Raw genomic sequence first — 18,489 nt, 5'->3', positions numbered from 1 at the left:
TTTCCGGCCACATGGCCGCTGTAGAGGCGAAATCATGAAGACCACCCTCGACTTGCCTCTTTTGCCATTGCGTGACGTTGTCGTCTATCCGCACATGGTCATCCCACTGTTCGTGGGGCGTGAGAAGTCCATCGAGGCCCTCGAGGCCGCGATGACGGGCGAGAAGCAGATCCTCCTGCTGGCCCAGAAGAATCCTGCCGACGACGATCCAGGCGAAGACGCCCTGTATCGCGTGGGCACCGTCGCCACCGTCTTGCAACTGCTCAAGCTGCCCGATGGCACCGTCAAGGTGCTGGTCGAGGGTGAGCAGCGTGGCGCTGTCGAGCGCTTCAACGAAGTCGATGGCCATATCCGTGCCGAAGTCAGCCTGATCGACGAAGTCGAGACCGCCGAGCGCGAGTCCGAGGTCTTCGTGCGCACCTTGCTGTCGCAGTTCGAGCAATACGTGCAACTGGGCAAGAAAGTCCCGGCCGAAGTGTTGTCGTCGCTCAACAGCATCGAAGAGCCTGGCCGCCTGGTCGATACCATGGCCGCGCACATGGCGTTGAAGATTGAGCAGAAGCAGGAGATCCTCGAGATCGTCGAGCTGCAGGCGCGTGTCGAGCACGTGCTGGCGCTGCTCGATGCGGAGATCGACCTGCTGCAGGTCGAGAAGCGCATCCGTGGTCGCGTGAAGAAGCAGATGGAGCGCAGCCAGCGCGAGTACTACCTGAATGAGCAGATGAAGGCCATTCAGAAGGAGCTCGGCGATGGCGACGAAGGTCACAACGAAGTCGAGGAGCTGAAAAAGCGCATCGACGCCGCAGGCCTGCCCAAGGATGCCCTGGCCAAGGCCCAGGCCGAGCTGAACAAGCTCAAGCAGATGTCGCCGATGTCGGCCGAAGCCACCGTGGTGCGCTCGTACCTCGACTGGCTGGTGCAGGTGCCGTGGAAGGCCCAGAGCAAGGTGCGCCTGGACCTGACCAAGGCCGAGGAGATCCTCGACGCGGACCACTACGGCCTGGAAGAGGTCAAGGAACGCATCCTCGAGTATCTCGCCGTGCAGAAGCGGGTGAAGAAGATCCGTGGCCCGGTGCTGTGCCTGGTCGGTCCACCTGGCGTGGGCAAGACCTCGCTGGCCGAGTCGATCGCCGCCGCCACCAACCGCAAGTTCGTGCGCATGGCCCTGGGGGGCGTGCGTGACGAAGCCGAGATCCGTGGTCACCGTCGTACCTACATCGGTTCGATGCCCGGTCGTCTGATTCAGAAAATGACCAAGGTCGGTGTACGCAATCCGCTGTTCCTGCTCGACGAGATCGACAAGATGGGCAGCGACATGCGCGGCGACCCGGCCTCGGCGTTGCTTGAGGTGCTCGACCCCGAGCAGAACCACAACTTCAACGACCACTATCTGGAGGTCGACTACGACCTCTCGGACGTGATGTTCCTGTGCACCTCGAACTCGATGAACATCCCGCCGGCGCTGCTTGACCGCATGGAAGTCATCCGGCTGCCGGGCTACACCGAGGACGAGAAGATCAACATCGCGGTCAAGTACCTGGTGCCCAAGCAGGTCAAGGCCAATGGTTTGAAGAAGGATGAGCTGGAGGTCGACGTTTCGGCCATCCGCGACATCATCCGTTACTACACCCGCGAGGCCGGCGTGCGTGGTCTGGAGCGCCAGATCGCCAAGGTCTGCCGCAAGGTGGTCAAGGAGCACACCGGCGCCAAACAGGTGAAGGTCAAGGTGACCGGCGAGCAGCTGGAGCAGTTGCTGGGCGTGCGCAAGTTCCGCTATGGCCTGGCCGAGCAGCAGGACCAGATCGGCCAGGTCACCGGCCTTGCCTGGACCCAGGTCGGTGGCGAACTGCTGACCATCGAGGCCGTAGTCATTCCCGGCAAGGGGCAATTGATCAAGACCGGTTCGCTCGGCGACGTCATGGTCGAGTCGATCACTGCCGCGCAGACGGTGGTGCGCAGCCGCGCTCAAAGCCTGGGGATCGCTGCAGACTTCCACGAGAAGCGCGACGTTCACATACACATGCCCGAAGGTGCCACGCCCAAGGATGGCCCTAGCGCCGGTATTGGCATGTGCACCGCGCTGGTGTCGGCCCTGACCCAGATCCCGGTTCGCGCCGATGTGGCGATGACCGGTGAGATCACCCTGCGTGGCCAGGTTCTGGCCATTGGCGGGCTCAAGGAAAAACTCCTGGCGGCACACCGTGGCGGCATCAAGACGGTGATCATTCCGGAAGAGAATGTTCGGGACTTGAAGGAGATTCCGGAAAACATCAAACAGGATCTTCAGATCAAACCGGTCAAATGGATTGACGAAGTCCTCCAAATTGCGCTGCAATACGCCCCGGAGCCCTTGCCAGATGTGGCTCCGGAGATTGTCGCGAAAGATGAGAAGCGCGACGGCGATGCTAAGGAAAGAATCAGCACGCACTAGTACGTATTTCGCTGGGGGGCTTTGGTTGACAGCATTTTCGGCCCCTTGCTATAAAGCGGCACGCCAGTGTCAACAGGCCACCCAGCGCTCGTTTCATAAGCTTTTCATTACATACTTAGAAACAAACTCAATAGAGAAATAAGGGGACTTAGAGTGAACAAGTCGGAACTGATTGACGCTATCGCCGCATCCGCTGACATCCCGAAAGCTGTAGCCGGCCGTGCGCTGGACGCAGTCATCGAATCCGTCACCGGCGCCCTTAAGCAAGGTGACGATGTAGTACTGGTAGGTTTCGGTACTTTCTCGGTCAAGGAGCGCGCTGAGCGCACCGGCCGCAACCCGCAAAGCGGCGCAGCCATCAAGATCGCTGCCGCCAAGGTTCCTGGCTTCAAAGCTGGCAAGGGCCTGAAAGACGCCGTCAACTAAGTCGTCTTTCAGCCGGCCCAGGCGTCGCCAGGGCCGACCGCGTGACGGCGGGTCGCAAACGTTCCCGCTGGCACGCTCGCTTCGAAAAGGCGCATCCACTGGATGCGCCTTTCTTCTATCAGGATTCTACCCACGCTCCGCGGTTGTCGACGCAGTGGTACAGCCGTTTCTGGGGGACGCATGCTGCAGAATATCAGGGACAATTCACAAGGTTGGATTGCCAAGACCATCATCGGCCTCATCGTCGTACTGATGGCGTTGACCGGTTTCGAGGCCATTTTCCAGGCCGCCAGCCATAGCCAGGACGCCGCCAAGGTGAACGGCCAGACCATCAGCCAGAACGAGCTGAGCCAGGCCGTGGACATGCAGCGCCGCCAGCTGATGCAACAGTTGGGCAAGGATTTCGACCCTGCGCTGTTGGACGAGAAGATGCTGCGCGAGGCCGCGCTCAAGGGGCTGATCGATCGCAAGCTGCTGTTGCAGGGTGCCGAAGACGCCAAGTTCGCTTTTTCCGAGGCAGCGCTGGATCAGCTGATCCTGCAGACGCCTGAATTCCAGGTCGATGGCAAGTTCAGCGCCGAGCGCTTCGATTCGGTTATCCGCCAGATGGGCTACGGCCGCATGCAGTTCCGCGAGATGCTCGCCCAGGAAATGCTCATCGGCCAGCTGCGCACCGGCCTTGCCGGCAGCAGCTTCGTCACCGACAAGCAGGTCGAGGCCTTCGCCCGCCTCGAGAAGCAGACCCGTGATTTCGCCTCGCAGACCTTCAAGGCCGATCCGGCCGCGGTCAAGGTGAGCGATGACGAGGTCAAGGCGCACTACGACCAGCACGCCAAGGAATTCATGACCCCGGATCAAGTGGTCATCGATTACCTCGAGCTGAAGAAGTCGGCCTTCTTCGACCAGGTCAAGGTCGACGACGGCGAGCTCAAGGCCCTGTACGAGAAGGAAATCGCCAATCTGGGCGAGCAGCGCCATGCCGCGCACATCCTGATCGAGGTCAACGACAAGACTGACGATGCCAAGGCCAAGGCCCGCATCGAAGAGATCCAGCAGCGCCTGGACAAGGGTGAGGACTTCGCCAAACTGGCCAAGGAATTCTCCCAGGACCCGGGTTCGGCCAACACCGGTGGTGACCTCGGCTTCGCCGGCCCTGGCGTGTACGACCCGGCCTTCGAGGACGCGCTGTACAAGCTGAACAAGGACCAGGTATCGGCACCGGTGCGCACCGAGTTCGGCTACCACCTGATCAAGCTGCTGGGCGTGCAGGCGCCGGATGTACCGAGCTTCGCCAGCCTGAAGGACAAACTGACCCACGAGCTGAAGACCCAGCAGGTGGAGCAGCGCTTCGTCGAGGCCACCAAGCAGCTTGAAGACACCGCCTTCGAAGCTTCCGACCTGGCCCAGCCGGCCCAGGATCTGGGCCTGAAGGTACACACCTCCGCTGCCTTCGGTCGCGAGGGCGGCGAAGGCATCACTGCCAACCGTGCGGTGATCCAGGCCGCGTTCAGCGAGCAGGTGCTGGAAGAGGGCGCCAACAGCAACGCCATCGAACTCGACCCGGAAACCGTGGTGGTCGTGCGCGTCAAGGAGCACCGCAAGCCCGAGCAGCTGCCGTTGGAGGCCGTGGCCAAGAACATCAGCGAGCACCTGGCCAAGGAGAAGGCGATTGCCGAACTCAAGGCCAAGGCCGACAAACTGATCGCTGGCCTGCGCGATGGCTCGGTCAAGGCCCAAGGCCAGGGCTGGAAGCTCCATGAAGCGGTCACTCGTGGCCAGGACGGCATCGATCCGGCCGAGCTGCAGGCGGTGTTCCGCCTCGGCAAGCCAGCGGCCAAGGACAAGCCGGTCTACGGCAGCGTGGTGCTGGGCGATGGCAGCCTGGTGGTCCTGCAGTTGAAGGGCGTCAACGAAGGTGCCGCCGCCACCGATGAAGAGAAAGCGCAGATCCGTCGCTACCTCGCATCGCGTGCCGGTTCGCAGGACTTCGCGGCCTATCGCAAGCTGCTGGAAGGCAGTGCCGACATCACCCGCTACTGAGTCGTGTGCTGATCGCGAAACAGGCCGCTTAATGCGGCCTGTTTCGTTTGTGTGCTTGATGGCGCCATCGCGATGGCCTCAGGAGCGCCGAACCCCTTCATGATTGTCCAGCGTGTCCCGGGCAATCTCCCGCCCCAGGGCGATCAGCTCCGGCGCCTTGTAGAACTCGAAGAAGCGGCATACCCGCTTGGGAACGTTGATCAGCACATCCGGCGGATACCCGGCGATCTTGTACTGCGCCAACGACGTCTGCATCACTTCGAAACTCTGGTTGATCAGGTCCAGCAAGGACGCCGGGCCGACGTTGTCGACGATGAACGAGCCGGTGGCCGACTTGGGCGCGCCTTCGCTCTGCGGCGCCGCCGCCGGCTGCTGGCCTTGCGGTTCGGCGCTCTCGCCTAGCCAGGGGTTGGATGCGGCGAGCCCTTCGGCGACGATCTCCTGCTCCAGGCGGATCAGCTGTTCGGCCGGCTTGCGCCGGAACGGCAGGCGCGACCCTAGCGAGCTGATCAAGGCGTCGAAACGCATCTTGAACGCCGCCGGACGCTCGATCACCGGCAACTGATACTGCATCTGGTTGGTGGCGTTGAGGTTGACGGCGATGATCAGGTCGCAGTGGCTGGACACCACCGGGACGATCGGCAGCGGATTGAGAATGCCGCCATCGACCAGCATGCGATTGCCTTGCACCACCGGGGTGAACAGGCTGGGGATGGCCGCCGAGGCGCGCATGGCCTGGTGCAGGCAGCCCTCCTGGAACCATATTTCCTGCTGGTTGGTCAGGTCAGTGGCGACTGCCGTGTAGGGAATGCGCAACTGTTCGATGTTGATCTCGCCGACGATCTTGCGAATCTGCCCGAATACCTTGTCGCCACGAATGGCGCCCAGGCGAAAGCTGACATCGACCAGGCGCAGCACGTCGAGGTAGTCCAGGCTCTCGATCCAGCTGCGGTACTCGTCGAGCTTGCCGGCGGCGTAGATGCCGCCTATCACCGCGCCCATGGAGCAACCGGCGATGCAGGCGATCTCGTAGCCGCGCCGTTCGATTTCCTCGATCACGCCGATGTGCGCATACCCTCGGGCGCCACCGGAGCCCAGTACCAATGCCACGCGTTTGCCCATGACTATTCCCCCTGCAGCTGTGCAACCATGGTCCAACAATGCACCTAATGGCACCTGTGCTTCAATGTAGCCCGCGCTGAACTACGCTGAGCAGGGCACTTTTCGTTTGCTGTGCCGTCGAACGGCCACCTTAGTTTTTCACCCTCGAGGTATTACCGATGAAAGCCTGGATCACCCTTCCTCTGATTGCCCTGGCCCTGGCCGGCTGCGCGGGCAAGACGGCCTATCGCGACAGTTGCGCGACCCAGCTCGATGCCGCCTGGAAGGAACTGGATCTGGCCAAGGCCGAAGGCTTTGCCGGCACCGTGAGCTATTCCAAGGCGTTGTCGCTGCTGACCGGCGCCAAGACCCAGCAGCAGTTCGAAGGCTTTGAAGGTTGCACCCGCAAGGCCGAGAAGGCGCGTTTCTACATTCGTGAGTCCCGCGCCGGGCGTTGAGTGAGGAGCGTCACATGCCGAGCATGATCGACCATGTGGTTTCCAGGGTCCTGGCCCTCCAGGTGGGAATGCTGGCCTGCCGCGAGCGTCTCGCTGCCGATACCGACAGCGAGGCGCTGCACGACCTGCGCACCACCCTGCGCCGGCTGCGTAGCTTGTTGCGGCCCTTGCGTGGCTTGCCGGGTGTCGAGCAGTTGGAGGAAGCGGCGGGGGCACTGGGCACGCTCACCACACCGTTGCGTGACCGCGAAGTGCTGGCCGCGCAACTGGTCGGGCGCGGTCATGTGCGGGCCGGCGAGCGCCGCCAGGAGGGAAGGGCACGGACCTTTGCCGGCGTCGCGTCCAGTGCCCAGCTTACTCGGGTACTGGCGATCCTCGACGCCTTCCCGCTGTTCTTGCGTGCTGCCGACCGCGAAGGCTTGATGCAAGGCATGCGTAGGCGCATCGACAAGCGCCTGGAGAAGCAATGGCGCAAGCTGGCCAAGGCGCTGGATGATCCGGCCCATGATCGGCATCGTCTGCGCCTGCTGATCAAGCGCGTTCGCTATGGGGACGAGGCCTACCCGCAACTCGAGCATGCCGGCAAGAAGCTGCAGCGTCTGTTGAAGAAGGCGCAAGGCGATCTTGGCGACTGGCATGACCGCGTGCAGTGGTTGCTGCAGGTGCGTGAGCACAGCGACCTGGCGGGCTGCAAGGTGGCCTGGGAGCATGAGCTGCATGCTGCCGAGGGGCGCTCTGATCTGACTCTCGAGGCATTGCAAAAAGCCCTGGCGCGCCGTTAGTCCCGGTAAATGACCGAAATGCGGGCTGTGGCTGGCGTGATCGCTGGTTACTATCGGTTCTTTTCGCGCAGGAGCCCTGGCACATGAACTTCACAGAATTGCTGACAGCCGCGCGCGCTCACCCCGAGGCGGTCAGCGTGCCGGCTGGCTGGGCCCAGGGGCGGGCGGTGTTCGGCGGCCTGATGGCGGCGATGGTGCTCGAAGCGATGCGCCAGAAGCTCGACGACAACCGCCCGGTGCGTTCGCTGGCCATCACCTTCGTTGGCCCGGCGGCGCCGGATGTACCGATCAGCCTGGAGGTGGAAGTGCTGCGCGAGGGCAAGGCGGTCAGCACCTTGCTGGGACGCGCCGTACAGGATGGCCAGGTGGTGACCCTGGTGCAGGGTAGTTTCGGTGCCGGTCGTCCTTCCGTGGTGGCGGTCGACGCGCCAGCCGCGATGCCGATGAAGCCGCTGCACGAGGCGGCACCGGAGCTGCCCTTCATCAAGGGCATTACACCGGAGTTCATGCAGCACGTGGCGTTTCGCTGGGCGCTGGGCGGCCTGCCGTTCAGTGGCAATGACTCACGGCATATGGGCGGTTGGGTACGCCTGCGTGATGTCGCCGAGGAGCCGGTCGGGGTGGCGCACCTGCTGGCGCTGGTCGATGCCTGGCCGCCCAGCCTGCTGCCATATCTCAAGCAGCCCGCCGCCGGCAGCACGCTGACCTGGACGATCGAGTTCGTGCAGCCCACGCCGCAGCTGTCGACCCTCGACTGGTGCCGCTATGTGGTCGAGACCGAGTACGCCAGGGATGGCTATGGGCATGCGGCCGCTGCGTTGTGGACGGCGGAAGGGGAGTTGCTGGCGTTGAGCCGGCAGACGGTGACCGTGTTCGCCTGAGCCATCTTCATCAAGTCAATCGCGGGGCAAGCCCGCTCCCACGCCGTTCAATGGCGCTTGCGGGCTTGCCCCGCGATGTTTTCTGTCAGTGGCGATGCTTGTGCCGCTCGCGCCAGGCCCGCCACCAGGCGCCGCTCAGCACGAAGCGCGGGAAGGTGATGAACTGCTCGGTGAGTAGCCGCTGCACGGCATCCTGGCGATTGGTGAAAGGCTCGGGCTGCTCGGCTTCCAGGCGGTGCCCCTGGCGTTGCAGGCCGAGGCCGGCTACCAATGCGATGATACCCACGGCGATCTGCGACAGGTCCAGCCCGAACAGCCCCGACAACACCAGCAGCGCGCCCAGGATGAACAGCGGCACGGCGATCAGATGCAGCACCAGGTTGGTGGGGTGGCGATGATTGTGGTGGTAGCCGCGCCATTGCCAGGCGGGCAGGTTGGGCAGTCGTTTGCTCATGGACAGATCCTCGGGGGCCTGTGCAAAGCTTAGTGCGGCCCCCGCATGGGGGCCAATCGAGGCTGGCTATGGTGACCATAGCCAGTGAGGGTCAGAGCTTGAGCTGGCCGATGGCCTTGTTCAGTTCGCCGGCGAGGGTCGCCAATTCGCTGCTGGTGGTGGCCGAGCCCACGGTCTGCTGCACGGTCTCTTCGGTCACGTCGCGGATACTGACGACGGCGCGATTCATCTCCTCGGCCACCTGGCTCTGCTGCTCGGCGGCCACGGCGATCTGCGTGTTGCTTTCGCGCATCTGCGCCACGGCGCTGGTGATCTCGGCCAGGGCCTCGCCGGCCTCGCGCGCCTGCTTGACGCAATCGTCGGCCTTGTACGAGCTTTCCTGCATGAAATCCACTGCGTCGCGGGTGCCGGCCTGCAGGTCGGCGACCATGGTGGTGATCTCGTCGGTGGAGGTCTGCACACGCTTGGCCAGGTTGCGCACTTCGTCGGCGACCACGGCGAAGCCCCGGCCCAGGTCGCCGGCCCGGGCGGCCTCGATGGCGGCGTTGAGGGCAAGCAGGTTGGTCTGTTCGGCGATGCTGTGGATGACCCCCACCACGCCATTGATCTTCTGGCTGTCGTCAGCCAGCTGGCGGATCATCTCGGCAGTCTGCTGCACACCGCTGGACAGCCCGGCAATCGAGTCCTGCACGCGGCTGACCACCGCCTGGCCGCTGCCGGCCAGGGTGTCGGCGGTCTGCGACAGGTCGCGGGTGGCGCCGGCGTGCTGGGCGATATGGTGCACCGTGGCGGTCATCTCGTTGATCGCGGTGGCCGCCTGGTCAGTCTCGCTCTGTTGGCCGATCATGCCGTGGCGCACCTCGTCCATGCTGCCGGCAAGGCGCGCGGCGCCCGAGTCGAGCTGCGCGGCGGTGCGCGCGACGGTGCTGACCACGCGGTGGTAAGTGGTCTGCATGGCGTTGAAGGCACCGGCCATCTGGCCGACTTCGTCGCCGCAGGCCAGCGGTACCCGGGCCGACAGGTCGCCGGTTTTTTCCACGTGCAGCATCACGTCCTTGAGGGTGTTGAGCTGGCTGAGCAGGAAGCGGATCAGCAACTGCGAGGCGCACAGCATCGCCAGCATCAGGATCAGTACGCACACGGCATAGTTGCTGAAGCGATCGAAATAGACCTGGCGCAGGCTGGGGGACTGGGCAAGCACGGCGATGTGCTGCTCGTCCCGGCGCAGCACCTGGGCGCCGCGCAGCGGGTTGTCGCCGAGGATCCAGGCACTGGGCAGCTCGACCCAGCCCTGGGCATCGCGCAGAGCCTCGAGTGGTTCGCCGGCAAACTGCGGCGTCTGGCCGTTGCGCCAGGTGATCAGGTTGGCCTGCGTTGGCAGCGCCTGCCCGGCGGGCCAGGCCGCGAGCAGTTCGGCCTGGGCCTGCGCTTGCGCCTGGGCGCCGCCGGCGCGGGCCTGCTGCTCCAGGTGCACGGCATAGAGCACCAGCATCAGCGTGGTGACGAAGGCCACTGCGTTAACGGCCCAGAACTTGTATTTGAGGGAAACGTTGCTAAGCCAGGCACCCATGGTAGGTCTTCTCTGAGTTGGCGGAAACATTATTGGCAAGGTGCCATCATTGTGCCCGCCAAGGCCAGGGACCTCGTTGATATGCGTCAAGAAACCTCAGGCAGGCCAAAGAACGCGCGGGCGCAGGCGCTGGTGTGGGCAGCGGTGTGTTCCACCGTTTCGCCGCGGTGCAGCGCCACCTCGCGGAGCACTTCGGGCAGGAACGCGGGCTCGTTGCGGCCGTTCTTCGGCTTGGGCCTGAGGCTTCGTGGCAGCAGGTAGGGCGCGTCGCTTTCCAGCATCAGGCGGCCTTCCGGGATGTTGCCGACCAACGGGTGCAGGTGGGTGCCACGGCGCTCGTCGCAGATCCAGCCGGTGATGCCGATGTGCAGGTCCAGGTCGAGGTAGGCGAACAGTGCCTGGCGTTCACCGGTGAAGCAGTGCACCACCGCCGCGCTCAGGTGGTCGCGGTAGCTCCTGAGGATCGCCAGCAGGCGTTCGCTGGCCTCGCGCTCGTGAAGGAACACCGGCAGGCGCAACTCGACCGCCAGCGCCAGCTGCGCCTCCAGGGCCTTTTCCTGGGCGGGGCGTGGGGAGAAGTCGCGGTTGAAGTCCAGGCCGCATTCGCCCACGGCCACGACCCGCGGTTGGGCGAGCAGTTCGCGCAGCTGACGTTCGCTGTTAGCGCTCCAGTGGCTGGCATCGTGGGGATGCACGCCGGCAGTACTGAACAGACGCTGGCCAGGCTCGTCCAGGCGTTGGCAGAGTTCCAGCGCTTCGGCGCTGACATCCAGACTGGTGCCGGTGAGGACCATCTGTGCCACGCCGGCTTCCACGGCACGCTCGACGATAGCGGCCTGCTGGTCGCGGAAACTGCTGTTGGTCAGGTTGACGCCGATATCGATCAGTTGCATGGTGCTACCTCTTGCCGCGGGGCGGCCAGCATAGCAAAAACCGCGATATCGCGAAAAAACCAAGAACTTCAAACGTTTGCCGTGGTCTGTTGCGGTCATTTATCACGGATCGATCACAGCGCATGGTGCCTGCCAACCGCCCTCGGACCCTTACCGCCATGGTGCGAACCCTTTTCACCAGCCTGTTGCTGTTCGGGTTGCTGGCCTCCGGGCCGGTCGCTGCCGGCGAAGCGGGGCCGCAACAGCATGTGCCTGCCAGCCCGGCCCGTGACCTGGCGCAGATCCGCTCGAGCAAGGTGCTGCGGGTGCTGGTCAACCAGAGCCGCAACAGTTCCGGCGAGGTAAAGGGTGAACCGGTCGGGATCGAGTATTACCGCCTGCGTGCCCTGGAGCACGCCCTCAATGCCCGGGTCGCCGACGGCCAGGAAATCACCCTGAAGATCATCCCCCGCGCCAAGGAGCAGTTACTCGGTGCGCTGCAGCGCGGCGAGGGCGATCTTGCCGCGCCCGGTGAACTGCTCGACCCTGGCGTGGTGCGCGGCGTCGAGGCCAGCGCCCCGGTGCTCGACCAGGTTCCCCTGCAACTGGTCGGGCGCAAGGGCGAGCGCGGCTACAACCGTGCCGAACAGCTGTCCGGGCGCACCATCGCCCTGACCACCGCCAGTGCCGCGGGGCCGGCGATCGAGGCGATCAACCGGCAGTTGGCGCTGCGCAAGCGGGCACCGATCAAGGTGGAGTGGGTTGACCCGACGCTGGCGGTGGAGGATGTGCTGGAGATGGTCCAGGCGGGCATCTACCCGCTGACCGTGGTGGAGCGTCCCATCGCCCAGCGCTGGGCGCGGGTGATGCCGCGCCTGCGGGTCGACAGCAAGCTGCAGCTGGCTCCGCCCCAGGCCATGCGCTGGTATCTGCGCAAGGATGCGCCGATGTTGCGCACGGCGGTGGACCGCTTCCTGGCCACCTACCGCGCTCCCGACAACCAGGACGCGGCGTTCGAGCGTATCTACCGGCGCCAGTACCGGGTGCACAACCCATTGGCCCGTCAGGACCGCCAACGCCTGGCCGCGTTGCGCCCGGTGCTGCAGAAGCATGGCGGCGACCAGCAGTTCGACTGGCTCAACCTGGCTGCCCTGGCGTTCAAGGAGTCCACCCTCGATCCCAAGGCGCGAGGCACCGGCGGTGCCCACGGGCTGATGCAGATCACGCCGTCGGCGGCCCAGCGGGTAGGCGTGAGCAACACCGCCACGGTGGATGGCAACGTCCAGGCCAGCGCCCGCTACCTGGCGCTGATCCGCCGCAAGTTCTTCGCCAGCCCCCGGCTCAACGAGCGCGAGCGCATGGCGTTCATCCTGGCCGCCTACAACCTCGGGCCGGAGCGAGTCCAGGCCATGCGCGCCGAAGCCCGGCGCCGGGGGCTCAATGGCAACCAGTGGTTCTTCCAGACCGAGCGCATCGCCATGGAGCAGGTGGGCATGGGGCCGGTGAACTTCGTCAACAGCGTCAACAAGTACTACCTTGCGTTCAACCGCGAGCGTGCCTCCCTGGAGCGGGTGGCCAAGCGCTAGTTAATCTAATTATTCGATATGATTTACGCGATTATTGCGATTTTCTTATTCGATGGTTTGATTATGATGGCGCCCATCCAACACACACCTGCTCAAACAAGGAAGCACTCATGAACAACTCCCTGAAAGCCCTTTTCACCACTCGCGCCGGCTACGGCCTGAGCGTCGTGCGCATCCTGGTCGGTGTCATCTTCATGGCCCATGGCGCGCAGAAACTCTTCGGCCTGTTCGGTGGCTACGGCCTGGAAGGCACCGGCCAGTGGATGGAAAGCATCGGCCTGGCTCCGGGCTACCTCATGGCCCTGCTGTCCGGTAGCGCCGAATTCTTTGGCGGCCTGGCGCTGGTGGTCGGCCTTTTGGCCCGCCCGGCTGCGCTGGCGCTGAGCGTGACCCTGGTAGTGGCGATATTTTCGGTGCATATCGGCAACGGGCTGTTCATGTCCAACAACGGTTATGAGTTCGCCCTGGCGCTGCTGGCCGGCACCGTGGCGGTGCTGATCGAAGGCGCGGGCCGCCTGTCGCTGGACCGTGTGATCGCACGCTGAAACAAAGCTGCAAGCTTCAAGCCTCAAGCTGCGAGTGGTCAAAGCGATCGACTTGCAGCTTGTAACTTGCGGCGTGTCCCTCTAGCATACCGATTGCGCCGATTTAAACAGCTACTTGCGGGGCGCAGGAAGGGCCCCGACGGGTCTTCCGAAATACCGCTAAAGCGCTGGTTCGGTGACGCCTCCCACCGCTGCCCAGCGGGATCAGCGAGGCGGAGAGAGACTCCATGAGTTGCCCACGTACCAGTGTCTGTTTGACCCCCCTGGCCAATAACCAGGCTTCCCGTACCCCGCGCATCCTGCTCGGCGGCCAGCATCAACCCACGCTTTTGCGCAATCTCGATGGTTTCTCCCGGCGCAAGGGCCAGGCCTGTGCCTTCCTCATCCAGTTCTCCGACAGCTGTGACCAGCTCGATCAGTACGGCAACGACCGCTTCGACCTGGCCGTGATCCAGGCTCCCGCGGCGCAGGATGCCGACGAGGTCATCGGCCAGCTCATCCGCATCGCCCGCCAGGGGTTGATCACCCGCCGTTGAGCGGCGTGTCGCGGCCAGGCGTTTTTCGTTAAGCTCGGTCTCTCGGTGGGCGCCTTGCGCCTGCCGTGGATGCGCTGAGGAGACAGTCGTTGAGCACCAACATCATTACCATCGAAGGTCACGCGGCTCTGAAAAAGGAGCTCGATCACCTGTGGCGGGTCTATCGTCCGGAAATCACCCAGAAGGTTACCTGGGCTGCCTCGCTGGGCGACCGCAGCGAGAACGCCGACTACCAGTACAACAAGAAGCTGTTGCGCGAGATCGACCGCCGCGTGCGTTACCTGCGCAAGCGCCTGGAAGACGTCAAGGTGGTCGAGTATTCACCCCAGCAGGAGGGCAAGGTGTTCTTCGGCGCCTGGGTGGACATCGAGAACGACGACGGTGAACAGTTGCGCTTTCGCATCGTCGGCTATGACGAGATCCACGGACGCAACGACTACATCTCCATCGATTCGCCCATGGCCCGGGCATTGCTCAAGAAAGCCGAGGGCGACGAGGTGGTGGTGCGTACGCCCACGGGCGAAGCGACCTGGTACGTCTGTTCGATTTGCTACAACCCTTGACACAACGAGCCGGGGCGCGCGCCTTTACCCCTCGCGCAGCACTGCCAACGGGCTAGCGTTGAGTGCGCGGCGGGTGCCGACCACGCCAGCTCCGCCCACCAGCACCGCCCCGGCCAGTGGCAGCGCCAACAGCCACGGGTGTGGTGCCCAATGCAGATCGAAGGCATAGCGGTACAGCGCCCAACTGATCAGTTCGCAGCCCAGCGCCGCGAGCAGGCCGCTGGCGGCGCCGAGCAGACCGAACTCGATGCGTCTTGCCTTGACCAGCAGCGGGCGTGCCGCCCCCAGCGCCCGCAGCAGGGCACCTTGGCGAATGCGTTCGTCGAGGGTTGCCTGCAGGCCAGCGAACAGTACCGCCAGCCCTGCGGCCAGCACGAACAACAGCACGTACTCCACTGCCAGGGTGACCTGGGCGAGGATGCTGCGCAGCTGGGCGAGCAGTGCATCGACCTGCAGCACGGTCACTGCCGGGAAGGCCCGGGATAGCGCGACGATTTCCTGGTCGTGGCCCGGCGCCAGGTAGAAGCTGGTGAGGTAGGTGGTGGGCAGGTCTTGCAGCGTGCCCGGCTGGAAGATCATGTAGAAGTTGGGCTGGAAACTGTCCCAGTGCACGCTGCGCAGGCTGCTGACTCGAGCCTGGCGTTGCTGGCCGCCGATGTCGAAGGTCAGCAGGTCGCCCAGTTGCAGGTGCAGGCTCTGCGCCAGCTCCGCCTCCACTGAAACCCCGGGGGCTTCATCGTTGGCGGGTGCCTGCTGCCACCATTGGCCGGCGCTCAGGGCGTTGCCCTGGGGCAGCTCGGCGGCCCAGGTCAGGCTGAGGTCGCGCTGGATGGCGCGTTCGCCGGTGGACTCCTTGCTGACCAGCTGGCGTACCGGCTGCTCGTTGATATGGGTCAGGCGGCCGGGAATTACCGGGTATAGCGGCGCGGCGGTGGCGTTGATCTGGGCCAGGCGCTCGGCGAACGGCTGGCGCTCGTCGGGCAGGATGTTCAGGGCGAAATGATTGGGTGCGTCCTTGGGCAACTGCGCCTGCCAGGTGTCGAGCAGTTCCGCCCGCAGCAGGGCGACCAGGCCCATTGCCAGGAGGATCAGGCCGAAGGCCAGGGCCTGGCCGGCGGCGGCCAGCGGGTGGCGCAGCAACTGCCCGAGCCCCAGCCGCCAGGCCAGCGGCGCGCCGGCCAGCAACCGGCGCAGGCTGCGCAGGCCGAGCAACAGTAATCCACCCAGCAGCAAGGCGGCGATCAGCCCCCCGCCGAGCAGGGCGAAGGTCAGCAGCAAGTCCAGGCTCAGGCGCCACATGATCAGGCCCAGGGCAAGCAGTGCGGCGCCGTAAACCAACCAGCTGCTCGGTGGCAGTGGCAGCAGGTCGCGGCGCAGCACGCGCAGCGGCGGCACGCGACCCAGGGCTGCCAGTGGCGGCAAGGCGAAGCCGGCCAGGGCAACCAATCCAGTGCCGATGCCGGCCAGCGCCGGGGTGAGGCCACCGGGTGGCACCTGGCTGGGCAGCAGGCCTTCCAGCAGGCGGAACAACCCCAACTGGGCGAGCCAGCCGAGCACCGCGCCGATGACCGCGGCGGCGACACCGAGCATTGCCAGTTGCAGGCTGTAAAGGCCGAGGGCTTGGTGCCGAGACAAGCCCAGGCAGCGCAGCAGGGCACTGGCATCCAGGCGCCGCGCGGCATAGCGGCTGGCCGACAAGGCCACGGCGATGCCGGCCAGTAGCACCGCCACCAGGCTCGCCATGTTCAGGTAACGCTCGGCCTTGCCCAGTGCGCCGCCGATCTGCCGGTTACCATCGCGGGTGTCGAGCAGGCGCTGGTTGGCGGCCAGGCTTTTCTCCGCCGTCTGCCGGTACTTTTGCAAGGCATCGATATCACCACGCCACAGATCGCGGTAGCTGACTCGGCTGCCAGGCTGGATCACGCCGGTGGCGTCCAGATCGGCGAGGTTCATCAGCACTCGCGGCGTAAGGCTGTAGAAGTTGCCGGCGCGGTCAGGCTCATAGGTCAGCACGCGGCTCATGCGCAGGGTCTTCATGCCCACGTCGATGCTGTCGCCGATGGCCAGGCCAAGCGCCGCGAGCAGGCGCGGTTCGACCCAGGCTTCACCCGGCGCCGGGCCACCGCCGGGCGCTTCCTCGGCGTAGGGAGCCGGGGCGCTGCGCAATTGGCCGCGCAGCGGGTAGGCGGGGTCGGCCGCCTTGATGCTGGAAAGCTGGATGCCGCTGTCGCCACCGACGACGCTGGTGAATTCCACCACTCGCGCATGGTCCAGGCCCAGCGCGGTGCCATCGGCAATCTGCTGGGCGCTGGGCGGGGCGCTGCCTTGCAAGACCAGGTCGGCGCCGAGGAACTCGCTGGCGCGCAACTGCATGGAGCCGTTGAGGCGGGCGCCGAAATAGCCGATGGCGGTACTGGCCGCTACCGCCACCAGCAATGCGAAGAACAGCACCCGAACTTCGCTGGCGCGAGTGTCGCGCAGCAACTGACGCAGTGCCAGGGCACACATTCGCGGGAATGATAGACCGGTCATCAGGGCTCCAGGGGCGCCACCAGGCGTCCGGCATCCAGGCGGATCAGGCGGCGGCAGCGCATGGCCAGGCGTTCGTCGTGGGTTACCAGCACCAGGGTGGTGCCGCGCTCCTGGTTCAGTTCGAACAACAGGTCGCTGATGCGCTCGCCGGTGTGACTGTCGAGGTTGCCGGTGGGCTCGTCGGCGAACAGCACTGCGGGCTGCGCGGCGAAGGCACGGGCGATGGCCACCCGCTGCTGTTCGCCACCGGAGAGCTGGCGCGGCGTGTGGCTCAGGCGTTTACCCAGGCCGACCCGCTCGAGCAGGTCGCGGGCATGCTCGCGGGCATCGCGCCGTCCGTCGAGCTCCAGCGGCAGCATGACGTTCTCAAGGGCGTTGAGGCTGTCGAGCAACTGGAACGACTGGAACACGAAGCCGACGTGCTCGGCGCGCACCCGGGCGCGTTGGTCCTCGTCGAGGGGGCCGAGGTCGTGGCCGGCGAGGATGACTTTGCCGGCGCTGGGGCGGTCGAGCCCGGCGAGCAGGCCCAGTAGCGTCGACTTGCCGGAACCGGAGGCGCCTACGATAGCCAGGCTGTCGCCCCGGGCGAGGTCAAGGGAGAGGGCGTGGAGGATGGTCAGGTCGCCTTCCGCGCTGGGGACCACTTTGCTAAGGTTCTGCGCAACGAGAATGCTGGGGCCCATGGAGAATCCGATGCGAATGTGGTGGTTGAGTGCCGGCCTCGCCCTGTGTTGCCTGGCCCAGGGCGCGGCGGCGGGAACATTGCTGGTCGTAGGGGATAGTATCAGCGCTGGTTTTGGCCTGGATACCCGCCAGGGGTGGGTCAGCCTGTTGCAACAACAATTGAAGAAGGAGGGTTTCGACGATCAGGTGGTCAATGCCTCGATTAGCGGCGACACCAGTGCAGGCGGCCAGGCGCGGCTGCCTGCGCTGCTTGCGACGCACAAGCCGGATCTTGTGGTTCTGGAACTTGGAGGCAACGACGGCCTGCGCGGACAGTCGCCGCAACAATTGCAACAGAATCTTGCCACGATGATCGACCAGTCCCGCCAGTCCGGTGCCAAGGTGGTGCTGCTGGGCATGCGCCTGCCGCCGAACTACGGCGTGCGCTACACCACGGCGTTCGCCCAGGTCTATGAACAACTGGCGGTCGATAAGAAGGTGCCGCTGGTGCCGTTCTTCCTCGAGGGCGTTGGCGGGGTTGCGGAGCTGATGCAGGCCGATGGCATCCATCCGGCTGCGGCCGCCCAGCAGCGCCTGCTGGAAAATGCCTGGCCGGCGATAAAACCCTTGCTGTGACGCTTTTATCGGGGGCCGCTTTCGGATAATGTTGCGCCCCCCGTTTCGAGTGCCCCCAATGCCGCGCCCCGCCTGGTCCCTTTACGCCTATCAACTGATCGAGCCCGATGAGCAGCTCGACCTGTTTGCCTGCCAGGAAGTGCGTATTCACCTCGCGGCCCGCCAGCTCGAACTCGGCGTGCCCGTCGACCGTACCTTGTGCGGCAGCCTGCTGCCCGCGCAGCCGCGTTGGTCAGGGGTCGAGCGAGCCATCTACCGTGATGAGCGCCTGTGTAAGCTGTGCAAGGCAATCCTGGATGCTCAACGGCGAGGCATGCGCCCGGTGTGGCCGGAGCTCTGAGCGCCTTTCATCATCTGAAATGCTTGCGCCTCCCGCTTGTTTCGACGCGGGTGTACAATCGTATCCCTTGACT

18 protein-coding genes are annotated in these 18,489 nt (G+C 64.9%); 12 read left to right on the top strand and 6 right to left on the bottom strand.

The annotated features are described in order from the left end of the window. Positions 1-34 precede the first annotated feature (34 nt). The 3 genes from lon (at position 35) to LU688_RS18280 (ending at position 4,897) form a co-directional block, all read left to right on the top strand. A complete protein-coding gene (gene lon / locus LU688_RS18290; RefSeq protein WP_046854889.1) occupies positions 35-2,431 on the top strand; it encodes an endopeptidase La in 2,397 nt (798 codons plus the stop codon). A 153-nt stretch (positions 2,432-2,584) separates the two neighbouring features. Then, positions 2,585-2,857: an HU family DNA-binding protein gene (locus tag LU688_RS18285; RefSeq protein WP_094011285.1), complete on the top strand. Its 273-nt coding sequence runs from the start codon at positions 2,585-2,587 to the stop codon at positions 2,855-2,857. A 180-nt stretch (positions 2,858-3,037) separates the two neighbouring features. Then, positions 3,038-4,897 carry a SurA N-terminal domain-containing protein gene (locus LU688_RS18280; protein WP_160290971.1) on the top strand — a complete coding sequence of 620 codons (1,860 nt, stop codon included), beginning with the start codon at positions 3,038-3,040 and terminating at the stop codon, positions 4,895-4,897. A 78-nt stretch (positions 4,898-4,975) separates the two neighbouring features. Here LU688_RS18280 and LU688_RS18275 read toward each other — a convergent pair whose 3' ends face one another. After that, on the bottom strand, positions 4,976-6,019 hold the full coding sequence (locus LU688_RS18275; protein ID WP_046854891.1) for a patatin-like phospholipase family protein: 1,044 nt from the start codon (positions 6,017-6,019) through the stop codon (positions 4,976-4,978). Positions 6,020-6,177: 158 nt separating this feature from the next. Here LU688_RS18275 and LU688_RS18270 point away from each other — a divergent pair, with 158 nt between their 5' ends. The 3 genes from LU688_RS18270 (at position 6,178) to LU688_RS18260 (ending at position 8,119) form a co-directional block, all read left to right on the top strand. After that, positions 6,178-6,456, top strand: coding sequence for a hypothetical protein (locus tag LU688_RS18270; protein WP_046854892.1), 279 nt, complete (start codon positions 6,178-6,180; stop codon positions 6,454-6,456). 14 nt (positions 6,457-6,470) lie between these two features. Further along, complete coding sequence (locus LU688_RS18265; protein WP_094011287.1) at positions 6,471-7,238, top strand: CHAD domain-containing protein; 768 nt, start codon at positions 6,471-6,473, stop codon at positions 7,236-7,238. An 83-nt stretch (positions 7,239-7,321) separates the two neighbouring features. After that, the gene (locus tag LU688_RS18260; RefSeq protein WP_094011288.1) at positions 7,322-8,119 is read left to right on the top strand and encodes an acyl-CoA thioesterase; all 798 of its coding nucleotides are present in this window, start codon (positions 7,322-7,324) and stop codon (positions 8,117-8,119) included. 85 nt (positions 8,120-8,204) lie between these two features. Here LU688_RS18260 and LU688_RS18255 read toward each other — a convergent pair whose 3' ends face one another. The 3 genes from LU688_RS18255 to LU688_RS18245 all read right to left on the bottom strand — a co-directional run bounded on the left by LU688_RS18255 (position 8,205) and on the right by LU688_RS18245 (position 11,036). Further along, positions 8,205-8,573 carry an Mpo1-like protein gene (locus tag LU688_RS18255; protein WP_023629735.1) on the bottom strand — a complete coding sequence of 123 codons (369 nt, stop codon included), beginning with the start codon at positions 8,571-8,573 and terminating at the stop codon, positions 8,205-8,207. 91 nt (positions 8,574-8,664) lie between these two features. Then, entirely contained in the window at positions 8,665-10,143 is a 1,479-nt protein-coding gene (locus LU688_RS18250) for a methyl-accepting chemotaxis protein (RefSeq protein WP_038706447.1), read from the bottom strand. A gap of 86 nt (positions 10,144-10,229) precedes the next feature. Next, positions 10,230-11,036 (bottom strand): TatD family hydrolase, encoded by an 807-nt coding sequence (locus tag LU688_RS18245; RefSeq protein ID WP_023632969.1) that lies wholly within the window; start codon positions 11,034-11,036, stop codon positions 10,230-10,232. 158 nt (positions 11,037-11,194) lie between these two features. Here LU688_RS18245 and LU688_RS18240 point away from each other — a divergent pair, with 158 nt between their 5' ends. The 4 genes from LU688_RS18240 to greB all read left to right on the top strand — a co-directional run bounded on the left by LU688_RS18240 (position 11,195) and on the right by greB (position 14,245). Then, the gene (locus LU688_RS18240) at positions 11,195-12,601 is read left to right on the top strand and encodes an MltF family protein (protein ID WP_038707578.1); all 1,407 of its coding nucleotides are present in this window, start codon (positions 11,195-11,197) and stop codon (positions 12,599-12,601) included. Positions 12,602-12,711: 110 nt separating this feature from the next. Next, complete coding sequence (locus LU688_RS18235) at positions 12,712-13,146, top strand: DoxX family protein (RefSeq protein WP_023631681.1); 435 nt, start codon at positions 12,712-12,714, stop codon at positions 13,144-13,146. Between the two features lie 227 nt (positions 13,147-13,373). Beyond that, the gene (locus LU688_RS18230) at positions 13,374-13,682 is read left to right on the top strand and encodes a hypothetical protein (protein ID WP_023631682.1); all 309 of its coding nucleotides are present in this window, start codon (positions 13,374-13,376) and stop codon (positions 13,680-13,682) included. A gap of 89 nt (positions 13,683-13,771) precedes the next feature. Beyond that, positions 13,772-14,245: a transcription elongation factor GreB gene (gene greB / locus LU688_RS18225; RefSeq protein WP_023631683.1), complete on the top strand. Its 474-nt coding sequence runs from the start codon at positions 13,772-13,774 to the stop codon at positions 14,243-14,245. A 24-nt stretch (positions 14,246-14,269) separates the two neighbouring features. On the opposite strand, the gene LU688_RS18220 is transcribed toward greB, so the two are convergent. Together LU688_RS18220 and LU688_RS18215 are read right to left on the bottom strand one after the other, a co-directional pair. Further along, positions 14,270-16,777, bottom strand: coding sequence for an ABC transporter permease (locus LU688_RS18220; protein ID WP_094011290.1), 2,508 nt, complete (start codon positions 16,775-16,777; stop codon positions 14,270-14,272). Beyond that, positions 16,777-17,460, bottom strand: a complete 684-nt coding sequence (locus tag LU688_RS18215) for an ABC transporter ATP-binding protein (RefSeq protein WP_038706445.1) — start codon at positions 17,458-17,460, stop codon at positions 16,777-16,779. The genes LU688_RS18220 and LU688_RS18215 overlap by 1 nt, the downstream gene beginning before the upstream one ends. A 10-nt stretch (positions 17,461-17,470) precedes the next feature. Here LU688_RS18215 and LU688_RS18210 point away from each other — a divergent pair, with 10 nt between their 5' ends. Together LU688_RS18210 and LU688_RS18205 are read left to right on the top strand one after the other, a co-directional pair. Continuing rightward, complete coding sequence (locus LU688_RS18210; RefSeq protein ID WP_177182908.1) at positions 17,471-18,076, top strand: arylesterase; 606 nt, start codon at positions 17,471-17,473, stop codon at positions 18,074-18,076. A gap of 58 nt (positions 18,077-18,134) precedes the next feature. Next, on the top strand, positions 18,135-18,416 hold the full coding sequence (locus tag LU688_RS18205; protein ID WP_023630452.1) for a hypothetical protein: 282 nt from the start codon (positions 18,135-18,137) through the stop codon (positions 18,414-18,416). The last annotated feature ends 73 nt before the right edge of the window (positions 18,417-18,489 follow it).

It is taken from the genome of Pseudomonas soli, from assembly GCF_021283165.2.
In the GTDB taxonomy this organism is placed as follows: domain Bacteria; phylum Pseudomonadota; class Gammaproteobacteria; order Pseudomonadales; family Pseudomonadaceae; genus Aquipseudomonas; species Aquipseudomonas soli.
Note: the sequence above shows the minus strand (reverse complement) of the source record. Positions and strands in the feature narration are given on the sequence as shown.

Bases quoted from the DNA above. Each gene is read 5' to 3' on its own strand.
- lon (WP_046854889.1), top strand. From the start codon at position 35: ATGAAGACCACCCTCGACTTGCCTCTTTTGCCATTGCGTGACGTTGTC.
- LU688_RS18280 (WP_160290971.1), top strand. From the start codon at position 3,038: ATGCTGCAGAATATCAGGGACAATTCACAAGGTTGGATTGCCAAGACC.
- LU688_RS18275 (WP_046854891.1), bottom strand. From the start codon at position 6,019: ATGGGCAAACGCGTGGCATTGGTACTGGGCTCCGGTGGCGCCCGAGGG.
- LU688_RS18270 (WP_046854892.1), top strand. From the start codon at position 6,178: ATGAAAGCCTGGATCACCCTTCCTCTGATTGCCCTGGCCCTGGCCGGC.
- LU688_RS18265 (WP_094011287.1), top strand. From the start codon at position 6,471: ATGCCGAGCATGATCGACCATGTGGTTTCCAGGGTCCTGGCCCTCCAG.
- LU688_RS18260 (WP_094011288.1), top strand. From the start codon at position 7,322: ATGAACTTCACAGAATTGCTGACAGCCGCGCGCGCTCACCCCGAGGCG.
- LU688_RS18255 (WP_023629735.1), bottom strand. From the start codon at position 8,573: ATGAGCAAACGACTGCCCAACCTGCCCGCCTGGCAATGGCGCGGCTAC.
- LU688_RS18250 (WP_038706447.1), bottom strand. From the start codon at position 10,143: ATGGGTGCCTGGCTTAGCAACGTTTCCCTCAAATACAAGTTCTGGGCC.
- LU688_RS18245 (WP_023632969.1), bottom strand. From the start codon at position 11,036: ATGCAACTGATCGATATCGGCGTCAACCTGACCAACAGCAGTTTCCGC.
- LU688_RS18240 (WP_038707578.1), top strand. From the start codon at position 11,195: ATGGTGCGAACCCTTTTCACCAGCCTGTTGCTGTTCGGGTTGCTGGCC.
- LU688_RS18235 (WP_023631681.1), top strand. From the start codon at position 12,712: ATGAACAACTCCCTGAAAGCCCTTTTCACCACTCGCGCCGGCTACGGC.
- LU688_RS18230 (WP_023631682.1), top strand. From the start codon at position 13,374: ATGAGTTGCCCACGTACCAGTGTCTGTTTGACCCCCCTGGCCAATAAC.
- LU688_RS18220 (WP_094011290.1), bottom strand. From the start codon at position 16,777: ATGACCGGTCTATCATTCCCGCGAATGTGTGCCCTGGCACTGCGTCAG.
- LU688_RS18215 (WP_038706445.1), bottom strand. From the start codon at position 17,460: ATGGGCCCCAGCATTCTCGTTGCGCAGAACCTTAGCAAAGTGGTCCCC.
- LU688_RS18210 (WP_177182908.1), top strand. From the start codon at position 17,471: ATGCGAATGTGGTGGTTGAGTGCCGGCCTCGCCCTGTGTTGCCTGGCC.
- LU688_RS18205 (WP_023630452.1), top strand. From the start codon at position 18,135: ATGCCGCGCCCCGCCTGGTCCCTTTACGCCTATCAACTGATCGAGCCC.